This is a genomic window from Streptomyces sp. NPDC005302 (genome assembly GCF_040607345.1).
Lineage (GTDB): Bacteria > Actinomycetota > Actinomycetes > Streptomycetales > Streptomycetaceae > Streptomyces.
Map to the genome: position 1 here is coordinate 69620 of NZ_JBEXGN010000004.1, position 12259 is coordinate 81878.

The following is a 12259-nucleotide window of genomic DNA, read 5'->3' on the forward strand; positions in this document are numbered from 1 at the left end:
CCGCTCCGGCCCACACCCCGCCCCTCCCGACCCCGTACCCCGTTCCGCCCCCGCACCCCTCGGGGAACCCGGCCACGCACACCACTCCGGCTGCGGACCCGCACCTCGTCCGGCCCGGTGCCTCCGGACACGAGCCCCCTGCCCAGGAACCGGACACGGTCCGGCCCCCGGAGCCGTACGTCCTGCACGCATCGGCCGAGAAGCCCACGGCGCGTCCGGCGCCGGACGCGCAAACGGAACGGCGTTCGGACGGTCCCGTCCCCGCAGCGGCTCTCCCGGGGGCGGAACCCCTCCGGGCAGCCGGGATCGACGCGGCCGCGGCCGCTCCGGCCGTCGACGCTCACGGGGCCCGACCACCCGGCGTCCCCGGGACCCCCACTCTCCCGGGACCCCCTCCCCTCGCGACCGGGACCGGCACGCACTCCGCCGAGGTGTCCGTCGACGGCGAGGTCCGGTCGTGAGGCCGGGGCCGGCCGGGGACGCGTCCGGCGAGGGGGCGGCGTCCGCGGGGGCCGCCGAGCTGATGCCGCCGCCGGTCGCGGCGGGCACGGAGGCGGCGATGTTCATCACGGCGAACCCGCGGGTGCCGGCCCTGCCGGGCGGCTCCGAGCCGGTGACGGTGGGGTTCGGCGCGGAGACGACGTCTCCCGGGCCGGCTCCCGTGACGCCGGGGAGCGCGGGCGGGACCCGGACCCTGGTGACCGGCGGCGCGGTGTCCCCGGCCGGGACGGGGACGGCCGGTGAGCCGTCCCGGCGGATCGAGGGGCTGCTGCTCGGGCTGGCCGCCGGTGACGCCGCCGGCTGGCCCGCCGCCCGGCACCGGGCCGCGCGGATGCCCGAGTGGACGCGGCGGCTGACGCGCGAACTGGACACGTTCGCGGAGCAGAACGCCACGACGACGCTGCCCGTGCCCATCGCCCTGAACCAGCCCCCGGAGCCGCTGCGCCTCGGCCCCTCGGACGACGCCGAGTGGGCGGCGTTCGCGGCGGAGGCCGTGCTGCGGGCCGGCGAGACCGCGGCCCTCGGCGACATCAGCCTCGAACGCCGGATGCGCGCGTCCATCGACCTGTCCTGGAACGCCGTGGCCAGCGAGGTCGCCGCCGCCGCGGACCGCGCCCCCGAGGTCGAGTCCGCGGTGCTCCCGCTGCGCGCCCGTATCTCGGTACGGGCCGGACTCGGCAACCTCGCCACCGGGCTGCGCCCGCCCGCCACCGGTCACGACAACCCGCACTACTTCGACGACGCCGCCTGCGTACGGGCCTGCGTGCTCGCCGTCGCGCACCCGGGAGACCCCCGACTCGCCGCGGAACTCGCCGAGTTCGACGCCCGCTACACCCAGGACGGCGACGGGGTGCACGGTGCCCGCGCGATGGCGGCCGCCGTGTCCCTCGCGCTCGCCGGGCATCCCGTCGGGGCCTGCGTGGACGCCGCCCTCACCGAACTGCCGGCCGGCACGGAGATCGGCCGCAACGCCCGGCACGCCCTCGCCCTCGCCCAGGGCGGCGACAGCGCCTTCGCCCTGGTCCCGCTGCTGGAGCACCAGATCGTCGACCACGTCTACAGCTACGGCATCGCGGCGGCCGAGACCGTCCCCGTCGCGCTGGCCCTGGCGATCGCCTCGCGCGGCCGGATCGCCGAGGCGGTACCCGCCGCCGCCTGTCTGTCCCGGGTCGCCGACTCGGCCCCGGCCCTCGCCGGGGCACTCTGCGGGGCGCTCGGCGGGGGCGCCGCACTGCCCGCCTCCTGGCGCGAAGCCTGCCGCACCCTCTCCGGCTGCGCGCTCCCCCGGCTGACCGGCACGGATCTCATCGGGCTCGCCGAACTCCTCGAAGCGGCGGGACGCGCCGACCCGCTCGATTCCCCGGAACTGGCCACCCCAGAGGGATGATTCGGGCATGACGCCCAAAGGAGAAGGAACCGGAACCCTCGACGAACGGATCGCCGGAGCCCTCGTCGGAGCCGCCGTCGGCGACGCGCTCGGCGGCCCCGTCGAGGGCTACTCCCCCGACCAGATCACCGAACGTCACGGCGGCCGCGTGCACGGTGTCGTGGGCCCCTGGAACGGCGACGACTGGCCCACCGCCCGACCGATCGCCCCCTACCACAAGGGCGACGGACACGTCACCGACGACACCTTGATGACCCACGCGCTGGTACGGGTCTACGCCACCGTCCGCGACCACCTCGACGCCTACTCCGTCGCCACGCACCTGGTCCCGGACCTGATGACGACCCCGCGCTGGATCCCGGAACTGGAGGCCGAGGCACTCCCCCTCCAGCGGATCTTCCTCGCCGAGAAGTGGCTGGTGGCACGGCTGCACTACGGCCACGTGGACCCCCGCGAGGCGGGCTCGGGGAACATCGTCAACTGCGGTGCCGCGATGTACATGGCCCCGGTCGGCCTGGTCAACGCAGCGAACCCGGCGGGCGCGTACACGGAGGCGCTGGACGTCGCCGGCGCCCACCAGTCCTCGTACGGACGCGAGGCGGCGGGAGTGTTCGCGGCGGCGGTCGCGGCGGCCTGCGCACCCGGCGCGACCCCCGACTCGGTCGTCGCCGCGTGTCTGTCGCTGGCCAAGGACGGCACCCGCGACGCCGTCGAGGCCGTCTGCGAAGTCGCCTCCCGGTACACGGACTTCGAGTCGGCGCTCGTCCCGCTGCGCCGGGCGGTGGCCCCCTACGACACGGTCGGCCCCGACTACCGCTCCCCCTCGCTCGGCGCGCGGCGGCCCTCCCGGCTCCACTCCATCGAGGAACTCCCCGTCGCGCTCGGCATGTTGATCGTCTCCGGCGGCGACTTCCGGCACGCGGTGCTCGGCTCGGTCAACTACGGCCGTGACTGCGACTCCATCGCCACCATGGCCGGAGCCGTCGCCGGAGCGCTGGGCTCCCCGGTTCCGCACGACTGGGCGAAGACGGTCGCGGAGTCCAGCCGTCTCGACCTGGACGCCCCGGCGCGCACGCTCACCGAGGTGACACGGGAGATCTTCGACCATGACGTCGAACGCCGCCGGGCCCACGAGAGGGCGTACGCGGCGCTGACGGGAACGCCGTGCTCCGGCTGACCTGGGTGCAGCCCGAGGACCTCCTCGGCCACGAACTCCACCAGGCGGCCCAGGACGGCCGCGACGCCGCCTCCGTCGCCGCCCGCTGGCGTGCCGCGGGTGGCGCGGAGGCACCGCTGCGCGCGGGCGCCTCGACGGTCCCGGCGCCGCCGCCGCTGCGCCGGCTGGCCCTGGACCTGCTCGACGAACTCGACGCGCTGCCGGACCCGTCGGCGGGCGAGGAGCCGACGGAACTGGCCCTGATCAGGGCCCGCTGCCCGCAGTGGCCGGCCCCGCCGACCACACCCGCGCGCCCTCCCGGCCCGGCCGCGCTGGAGGCCGCCTGGCTGGGCCGGGCCGTGGGCTGCCTGCTCGGCAAACCGGTGGAGAAGCTCCCCCTCCACGGCATCCGGGCGCTCGCCCGGGCCGCGGGCAACTGGCCCCTCGGCACCTGGTTCACCGCGCGGGGCGTCCCGCGGGAGCTCCTGGACGCGCACCCCTGGAACCGGCGCTCCGCCCCCACCTCCCTCGCCGAGAACATCGACGGCATGCCGGAGGACGACGACCTCAACTACCCGCTGCTGAACCTCCTGTTGCTCCAGCGCCGCGGCAGAGGGTTCAGCACGGCGGACGTGGCACGGCTCTGGCTGGACGAACTCCCCGCCGGCCGCACCTTCACCGCCGAACGCGTCGCCTACGGCCATCTGCTGGCCGGCGTCGAACCCCCGGACACCGCTCGCGCACGCAACCCGTTCCGTGAGTGGATCGGCGCTCTGATCCGCGCCGACGTGCACGGCTGGACCAATCCCGGCGACCCGGCCGGAGCCGCCGAACAGGCCCACCGCGACGCCGTCCTCACCCACACGGCCAACGGCGTCTACGCGGCGATGTTCACGGCCGCCGTCATCGCCGAGGCCGCGACCGGGGCGAGCGACATCCACGCCTGCCTGCGCACCGGGCTGACCGTGGTGCCGCCCGGCTCCCGGCTGGCGCACGCGGTCCGGCACGCCGTCCGGCTCGCCCGTACGACGGCGGACTTCGACGCCGTCGTCGACGAACTGCACGCCACGCACCACGGATACCACTGGGTCCACGCCGTGCCCAACACCGCGCTGATGGCCGCCGCCCTCACCCACGCGGACGGCGACTTCGGCGCGTCGGTGTGCCGCGCGGTGTCCGGCGGCCTGGACACCGACTCGAACGGCGCGACGGCCGGAAGTGTCGCGGGCCTGCTCGCCGGTGACCCCGCCGCCCTCCCCGACCGCTGGACGAGCCCCCTCAAGAACCGGCTCGCCACCTCCGTCGCCGACTTCGACGGCGTCGGCTTCGACGTCCTCGCCCACCTCACACAACGGGAGAGCGTTCGCCCATGACCCATATCGCCGTGCTCGGCAGCACGAACATGGACCTCGTCGCGTATGTCGCCAAAGCCCCGCAGCGCGGAGAGACGGTGACGGGACGGGAGTTCCGCACGATCCCCGGCGGCAAGGGCGCGAACCAGGCGGTGGCCGCCGCCCACGCCGGCGCCGACGTCTCGCTGGTCGGCGCGGTGGGCGCCGACTCCTTCGGCACCCAACTCCGCTCCACCCTTGAGCACTTCGGGGTGAACACCGACCATCTGCGCACCATCGAGGGCCCGTCCGGGACCGCCCACATCGTGGTGGACGACGAGGGCGCCAACGCGATCGTCGTCATCCCCGCCGCCAACGGCACCGTCACCGCCCTCGCCCCCGGCGACGAGGGGCTCATCGCCGGCGCCGACGCGCTCCTGCTCCAGCTGGAGATCCCGCTGGAAGCCGTCGTCGCGGGCGCGGAGGCCGCCCGCCGGCACGGCGTCCGGACCATCCTCACCCCCGCCCCCGCCCAGTTCCTCCCGCCCCGACTGCTGTCCTCCATCGACCTGTTGGTGCCCAACCAGCACGAGGCCGCCGCGCTCACCGGATTCACCGACCCGGCCGGAGCCGCCGCCGCCCTGCTCGAACAGGTCCAGGAGGTCGTCGTCACCCTCGGCGCCGCCGGATGCCTCTACGCGGCCCGGGGCGCCGAACCCCTCACCGTGCCCGCCCCGGAGGTGACCGCCGTCGACTCCACCGGCGCCGGCGACACCTTCGTCGGCACCCTCGCGGTGGCACTGGCCGAGGGCCGGGAGATGCCGGAGGCGCTCTCCTGGGCGTCGACGGCCGCCGCCCTGTCGGTGCAGCGGCACGGCGCGACGACCTCGATGCCGTACCGCTCGCAGATCGACGCCGTCCGGTCCGGCTCATGAGCGGCCTCCCGGAGGGGGGCTCCCTCAGCGGCCTGCGCGTCCTCGACCTCGCGACGCTGTTCGCGGGGCCGCTCGCCGCCACCCTGCTCGGCGACTTCGGCGCGGAGGTCGTCAAGGTCGAGCACCCCAGGCAGCCGGATCCGTCCCGGGGCCACGGCCCCTCGAAGGACGGCATCGGTCTGTGGTGGAAGCTCCTCGGCCGCAACAAGCGCACGATCACGCTCGACCTGTCGAAGCCCGGCGGCCGGGCCACCCTGCTCCGGCTCGCAGCGGAAGCCGACGTGATCGTCGAGAACTTCCGCCCGGGCACGCTGGAGAAGTGGGACCTGGGCTGGGAGGAACTGTCCGCGGCGAACCCCCGGCTGATCCTCGCCCGGGTCACCGCCTTCGGCCAGTTCGGCCCCTACGCGCGCCGTCCCGGCTTCGGCACCCTCGCGGAGGCGATGAGCGGCTTCGCGGCCATCACCGGCGAACCGGACGCGCCGCCCACCCTGCCCCCGTTCGGCCTCGCCGACTCGATCGCCGGGCTGGCGACCGCGTACGCCGTGCTGACCGCGCTGAACGCGCGTGACCGCACCGGCGAGGGCCAGGTCATCGACATGGCGATCATCGAGCCGATCCTGACCGTCCTCGGCCCGCAGCCCATCTGGTACGACCAGCTCGGTCATGTGCAGGCGCGCACCGGCAACCGCTCGGCGAACAACGCGCCCCGCAACACCTATCGCACGGCGGACGGTTCCTGGGTCGCCGTCTCCACGTCGGCGCAGTCGGTCGCCGAGCGGGTGATGCGCCTCGTCGGCCGCCCCGACGTGATCGACGAGCCGTGGTTCGCGACCGGCGCGGAGCGGGCCCTGCACGCGGACGTCCTCGACGGGGCGGTCGGCGCCTGGATCGCCCGCCACAGCCGGGACGAGGTCCTCGCGGAGTTCGAGAAGGCGGAGGCGGCGGTGGCCCCCGTCCAGGACGTCCGGGACGTCATGACCGACCCGCAGTACCAGGCCCTGGACTCCGTCACCACCGTCGACGACCCCGAACTGGGCCCGCTGCGCATGCAGAACGTCCTCTTCCGGCTCTCGGCCACGCCCGGCGCGATCCACTGGGCGGGCCGCCCGCACGGCGCGGACACCGAAGCCGTACTCACCGAACTCGGCCTGACCGGAACCGAGATCGAGGCACTGAGAGCGGAGGGGGCGCTGTGACGGCGGAGCTGCTGCCCCTCACCTACCTGTACGCGCCCGGTGACCGCCCCGAGGTGGTGGCCAAGGCCCTCGCCTCCGGTGCGGACGTCGTGCTCGTCGACCTGGAGGACGCGGTCGCCCCGGACCGCAAGGGGTACGCCCGCGCCGCCACCGCCGAGCTCCTCACGGCGCGGCCGCCCGTCCCGGTGCACGTGCGGGTCAACGCCCTCGACGGCCCGTTCGCCGACACCGACCTGAAGACCCTCTCGCCGCTGCCCGGCCTGTCCGGCCTGCGTCTGCCGAAGGTGACCTCGCGGTCCGACGTCGTCCGGGTGGCGGAGAGCGCGACCCCCGCGGAGGGCGACACGATCCCGCTGTACGCCCTGCTGGAGACGGCCCTCGGTGTGGAGCAGGCCTTCGACATCGCCTCCTCGCACAAGGCACTGCGCGGCATCGCGATCGGCGAGGCGGACCTGCGCGCCGATCTCGGCATCCGGGACGGGACGGGCCTGGACTGGTCCCGGGCTCGGGTGATCGTCGCCGCCCGGGCGGCGGGCCTGCCGCCGCCGGTCCAGACGGTCTATCCCGACATCCGCGACGTGGAGGGCCTGGCCGCCTCCTGCGCCCACGGGCGCGCGCTCGGCTTCCTCGGCCGCGCGGCCATCCACCCCCTCCAGCTCCCCATCATCGAGCGGGCCTACCTCCCCACTCCCGCCGAGGTCGACGCCGCCGAGGCGGTGATCGCGGCGGCCGCCGCCGAACCGGGCGCCCAGGCCCTGCCGGACGGCCGCTTCATCGACGCGGCGGTGGTCACGGGTGCCCGCCGCACCCTCGCGCTGGCCCGCCGCACGGTCTGAGCGACGCGAAAGGGGGCGCCGCGTCCTGGAACGCGGCGCCCCCTTCGGCGTACGGGCGGAACTCAGCTCTTCTTGGCCGACCCGGCCTCGTCCCGGGAGGCGGCCGTCGACGCGGACGGGGCGTCGGACGCCTCGTCGGACTCCCCGGAGGAGGCGGTGTCCTCGGCAGCGGGCTTGTCGAGGTCGACCGACGCGGCGTCGGCCTCGTCCTTGGCCTCGTCCTTGCTTTCGGTGGTGGTCCCGGAGTCCTCGGTGATGGTCCCGGACTCGCCCTCCGCCTCGGCGGAGGCCGTCGCCTTGTCACCGTCGGAGGGGGCGTCCGCACCGGCACCCGGCTCCACGACCGCCTCGCGGCCCGGACGCATCCGGGACGAGAGCACGATGTACAGCACCGCCAGGAGGAAGACGCCGATCGCGGTCCAGTCGTTGAGACGCAGGCCCAGGATGTGGTGGGCGTCGTCGACGCGCATGTACTCGATCCAGAACCGGCCCACGCAGTACGCGGCGACGTACAGCGCGAAGGCGCGTCCGTGGCCCAGTGTGAAGCGGCGGTCGGCCCAGATGACGAGCAGACCGACGCCGATGCACCACAGCGACTCGTACAGGAACGTCGGGTGGTAGTAGCCGGGGACGCGGCCGTCCGTGGAGGACGTGATGTGCAGCGCCCAGGGGAGGTCCGTCGCCCGGCCGTACAGCTCCTGGTTGAACCAGTTGCCCCAGCGGCCGGCCGCCTGCGCGAAGGCGATACCGGGTGCGACGGCGTCGGCCCACGCGGGCAGCGGGATGCCCCGGCGGCGGCAGCCGATCCAGGCGCCCACGGCACCGAGCGCGATCGCGCCCCAGATGCCGAGGCCGCCCTCCCAGATCTTGAAGGCGTCCACCCAGTCACGGCCGGCGCTGAAGTACAGCTCGTAGTCCGTGATCACGTGGTAGAGCCGGCCGCCGACGAGGCCGAAGGGCACGGCCCAGACCGCGATGTCCGCCACCGTGCCGGTCCGCCCGCCCCGGGCGATCCAGCGCCGGTTGCCGAGCCAGACGGCGAGGAAGACGCCGATGATGATGCAGAACGCGTAGCCGCGCAGCGGAATGGGGCCGAGGTGCAGCACACCGCGCGACGGGCTGGGGATGAAGGCAAGTTCCATGGCAAGGTCGACGCTACCGTGCCGGACGCCGCCCACGGCGGGCAGCCCTGCAACGGGTCCATAACGTGCTGTGACCCACGGGCCACAGCGGCCGGTGCCCCGGCCTGTCGGACAGACCGGGGGCACCGGGGCCATGGGCGGCTCAGCCCTTGTTCGCGGCCTCGACCATCTGCTTGAGCTTGGCGGGCGTCATCGACTGGTCCGCGTAGATGTTCTTTCCGCCGAGGAGCACGGTCGGCGTGCCGGTGAAGCCGCCGCTCTGGAACGCGGCGTTCGACTTCGTGACCCAGCTGTCGTGCGTGCCGTCGTTGACGCACTTCTGGAACGCGGGGGTGTCCAGCCCGTCGACCTTGCCCGCGAGCTCGATGAGCTTGGCGTTGTCGGCGAAGGTGTCCTCGGTCTCCTCGGGCTGGTTCTCGTACAGCACGTCGTGGTACGCGCTGAACTTTCCGGCGTCCTGGGCGCAGGCCGCGGCGTTCGCCGCGTTGCGGGAGCCGCTTCCTCCCATGTTCCCGTCGATCAGCGTCACGAGGTGGTACTCGACCTTCAGCTGACCGGAGTCGACCAGCTCGTGGATGGTCGGGCGGTACGTCGTCTCGAAGGCCTTGCAGGCCGGGCAGCGGAAGTCCTCCCAGACCGTGAGGGTCGACTTGGCGCCGTCCTTGCCGACGGGGATGGCGAGACTGTCCTTGCCGGTGGCCCCCGAGGGCGTCACGACCGGGCCCGCGGTGTCGCTCTTCTTGTCCTTGCCGGAGTTGGCTGCGACCACGCCGATCACGGCCGCCAGACCCAGCACGCAGACCACCGAGGCCCCCACGATCAGCGCGCGCCGGCGCTTCTCCGCGCTCTTCTGCTTCTCTCGCTCCGCCGCCATCCGCTCGCGGGCGCTGCGCTTTCCGTCATGGTTCTTCTCGCTCACATCCGGCAGAACGAACCGGGGAGGCGCAGCGCGCCTCCCCGGTCCAAGGTCCACCCGTTCGAGTGAGCGTATTGTCCGTTACGTACGGACACGCCCTCCGGCGTCACGCCGTTCCGCGTACGCCCTTCGCCAGGTCGCCCGCGAGCGCGCGGACGGCGTCGAGGCCGGCCGCCTCGTCCGGCGCGTCCAGCATCAGCTTCACGAACGCGGAGCCGACGATCACTCCGTCGGCGAAGCCGGCCACCTCGGCGGCCTGGGTGGCGTTCGAGACGCCGAGGCCGACGCAGACGGGCAGGTCGGTGGTCGCCTTGGTGCGCGCGACCAGTTCCTGGGCCTGGGCTCCGACCGACGCGCGGGTGCCGGTGACGCCCATCAGGGAGGCCGCGTAGACGAAGCCGCTGCCCGCGGCGGTGATCTCGGCGAGCCGCGCGTCCCTGCTGCTGGGCGCGACGACGAAGACGGTCGCGAGACCGTGCTTCTCGGCGTGCTCCCTCCACAGGGCCGACTCCTGCACGGGCAGGTCGGGCAGGATGCAGCCCGCGCCGCCCGCCTCCGCCAGCTCGGCAGTGAAACGCTCGACGCCGTAGCGGTCGATGGGGTTCCAGTACGTCATCACGAGGACCGGCTTACCGGTGGCCGCGAAGGACTCCCGGACCGTCCGCATCACGTCCGCGATCTTGAGGCCGCCCCGCAGGGCGATGTCGTCGGCGGTCTGGATGACGGGCCCGTCGAGGACGGGGTCGCTGTGCGGCAGCCCGACCTCGACGATGTCGGCGCCGCCCTCGAAGACGGCCTTGACGGCGGCGATACCGCCGTCGACGGTCGGGAACCCGGCCGGCAGGTAGGCGATGAGGGCGGACCTGCCCTCGGCCTTCGCCGCGGCGAGGGTGTCGCTCAACAGCTGGATGTTGCCGCTCACTTGGCGTCCCCCTCGATCTCGGCGTGCTCGCCCTCGGCGTCCGCGGGGACGACGGCGTCGGCCCCGGTCTCGTAGAGGCCGAAGTAACGGGCGGCGGTGTCCATGTCCTTGTCGCCGCGCCCGGACAGGTTGACGACGATCAGGCCGTCCTTGCCCAGCTCCTTGCCGACCTCCAGGGCGCCGGCGAGGGCGTGGGCGCTCTCGATGGCCGGGATGATGCCCTCGGTGCGGGAGAGCAGCAGCAGGGCCTGCATCGCCGCGTCGTCGGTGACCGCGCGGTACTCGCCGCGGCCGCTGTCCTTGAGGTAGGCGTGCTCGGGGCCGATGCCGGGGTAGTCGAGTCCGGCCGAGATCGAGTAGGGCTCGGTGATCTGGCCCTCCTCGTCCTGAAGGACGTACGACCGCGATCCGTGCAGGATGCCCGGCTCGCCCGCGGTCAGCGTCGCCGCGTGCTCGCCGGTCTCGACGCCGTGCCCGGCGGGCTCGCAGCCGATCAGGCGCACGTCGCCGTCGGGGATGAAGGCGTGGAAGAGGCCGATGGCGTTGGAGCCGCCGCCGACACAGGCGATGGCGGCGTCGGGCAGCCGCCCGGCGCGCTCCAGGATCTGCCGGCGGGCCTCGACGCCGATGACGCGGTGGAAGTCGCGGACCATGGCGGGGAACGGGTGCGGGCCGGCCACCGTGCCGAACAGGTAGTGGGTGCGGTCGACGTTGGCGACCCAGTCGCGGAACGCCTCGTTGATGGCGTCCTTGAGGGTGCGCGAGCCGGACTTCACGGCGATGACCTCGGCGCCGAGCATCCGCATCCGGGCCACGTTGAGTGCCTGGCGCTCGGTGTCGATCTCGCCCATGTAGATGGTGCATTCGAGGCCGAACAGCGCGCAGGCGGTGGCCGTGGCGACGCCGTGCTGGCCGGCGCCGGTCTCCGCGATGACGCGGGTCTTGCCCATGCGCTTCGTGAGCAGGGCCTGACCGAGCACGTTGTTGATCTTGTGCGAGCCGGTGTGGTTGAGGTCCTCGCGCTTGAGGAAGACGCGTGCGCCGCCCGCGTGTTCGGCGAAGCGCGGCACCTCCGTGAGGGAGCTGGGGCGTCCGGTGTAGTGGACGAGCAGGTCGTCGAGCTCGCGGGCGAACGCGGGGTCGGCCTTCGCCTTGTCGTACTCGACGGCGACCTCGTCCACGGCGGCGACCAGCGCCTCCGGGATGAACTTGCCGCCGAACGCGCCGAAGTAGCCCTCGGCGGTGGGGACTTGACCCTCGGGGTCGGGAATGAAGAACTCGCTGGGCATGCGGTTACCTCGCAGGGGCGACAGCCCCGGTTACGGGTCGGACAGGGATCACGTCAGCCGGACGCACCCGTGCTCCGCTGTCACCGACGTGCTCGTCGTCGACAGCGCCACCCCGCCGCCTGCCCACCGGGCGCCGCGACGGACGTGCTGTCACGGGGGCTGGGGGTGGCGCTACCGGCGGGCCCGCCCGAGGGAGGACCTGCTCAGCCCACCTGAGGAGTGGGCGTGGCCGGACGGGGTGCGAGCGCGCGTACGCGCTCGGGCCATCGCATGCCGTTGACCTGGCCCGGCTCGTCGCCGATGACGTAGCGGACGCGGCGCCCGTGGACCCGGCGGGCGGGGGCACGGCAGCCGCGCGGACGGCAGCCGCGGGCCAGCCGCGCGTAGGGGTCGCGAGCGGCGGAGGCGACGGGGAGCACCGCGCCGGACGGCACGAAGGGCCTGGTCCCGGAGCGGCCGGAATGGTCGAGGGGCGCGGCGGACGGGCGGGAGTCTCCGTCGTCCGTGCGCGGTGCGGGCGATCCGGCGGTGGGCCGGACGGGACCGCCGGACGGGTCATGCGGTGCCGACCCCGCGCACGCCGGTACGCCGTCGGGGCGGGAGCCCGGACGGGGTACGGCGGGGGCGAGGGTCGGGGTGGTCACC

At 74.2% G+C, this 12259-nt stretch carries 11 protein-coding genes; 6 read left to right on the plus strand and 5 right to left on the minus strand.

Going from position 1 to position 12259, the window contains the following annotated elements; all coding sequences use genetic code 11:
• The first annotated feature begins 457 nt into the window (after positions 1–457).
• From ABZT74_RS07030 to ABZT74_RS07055, 6 genes are read left to right on the plus strand one after another with little or no spacing between them, the layout of a single operon-like run.
• Positions 458–1888: an ADP-ribosylglycohydrolase family protein gene (locus tag ABZT74_RS07030; protein WP_356165511.1), complete on the plus strand. Its 1431-nt coding sequence runs from the start codon at positions 458–460 to the stop codon at positions 1886–1888.
• A gap of 7 nt (positions 1889–1895) precedes the next feature.
• Positions 1896–3065: an ADP-ribosylglycohydrolase family protein gene (locus ABZT74_RS07035; protein WP_356433680.1), complete on the plus strand. Its 1170-nt coding sequence runs from the start codon at positions 1896–1898 to the stop codon at positions 3063–3065.
• Positions 3053–4417, plus strand: coding sequence for an ADP-ribosylglycohydrolase family protein (locus ABZT74_RS07040; protein ID WP_356433681.1), 1365 nt, complete (start codon positions 3053–3055; stop codon positions 4415–4417). The genes ABZT74_RS07035 and ABZT74_RS07040 overlap by 13 nt, the downstream gene beginning before the upstream one ends.
• Positions 4414–5310, plus strand: coding sequence for a ribokinase (gene rbsK, locus ABZT74_RS07045; RefSeq protein ID WP_356433682.1), 897 nt, complete (start codon positions 4414–4416; stop codon positions 5308–5310). Before ABZT74_RS07040 ends, rbsK begins: the two co-directional genes overlap by 4 nt.
• The gene (locus ABZT74_RS07050; protein ID WP_356165517.1) at positions 5307–6509 is read left to right on the plus strand and encodes a CoA transferase; all 1203 of its coding nucleotides are present in this window, start codon (positions 5307–5309) and stop codon (positions 6507–6509) included. Before rbsK ends, ABZT74_RS07050 begins: the two co-directional genes overlap by 4 nt.
• Entirely contained in the window at positions 6506–7345 is an 840-nt protein-coding gene (locus tag ABZT74_RS07055; protein ID WP_356433683.1) for a CoA ester lyase, read from the plus strand. Before ABZT74_RS07050 ends, ABZT74_RS07055 begins: the two co-directional genes overlap by 4 nt.
• A gap of 62 nt (positions 7346–7407) precedes the next feature.
• Here the strand turns inward: ABZT74_RS07055 and lgt are convergent, their stop codons facing one another.
• The 5 genes from lgt to ABZT74_RS07080 form a co-directional block, all read right to left on the minus strand.
• Positions 7408–8487 (minus strand): prolipoprotein diacylglyceryl transferase, encoded by a 1080-nt coding sequence (gene lgt / locus ABZT74_RS07060; RefSeq protein ID WP_356433684.1) that lies wholly within the window; start codon positions 8485–8487, stop codon positions 7408–7410.
• Between the two features lie 142 nt (positions 8488–8629).
• A complete protein-coding gene (locus tag ABZT74_RS07065; protein ID WP_356433685.1) occupies positions 8630–9406 on the minus strand; it encodes a thioredoxin domain-containing protein in 777 nt (258 codons plus the stop codon).
• Positions 9407–9509: 103 nt separating this feature from the next.
• Positions 9510–10325 (minus strand): tryptophan synthase subunit alpha, encoded by an 816-nt coding sequence (gene trpA, locus ABZT74_RS07070; RefSeq protein WP_355870029.1) that lies wholly within the window; start codon positions 10323–10325, stop codon positions 9510–9512.
• A complete protein-coding gene (gene trpB / locus ABZT74_RS07075; protein ID WP_356165523.1) occupies positions 10322–11614 on the minus strand; it encodes a tryptophan synthase subunit beta in 1293 nt (430 codons plus the stop codon). The genes trpA and trpB overlap by 4 nt, the downstream gene beginning before the upstream one ends.
• A gap of 203 nt (positions 11615–11817) precedes the next feature.
• Positions 11818–12258, minus strand: coding sequence for a hypothetical protein (locus ABZT74_RS07080; RefSeq protein WP_356433686.1), 441 nt, complete (start codon positions 12256–12258; stop codon positions 11818–11820).
• Position 12259 lies beyond the last annotated feature (1 nt).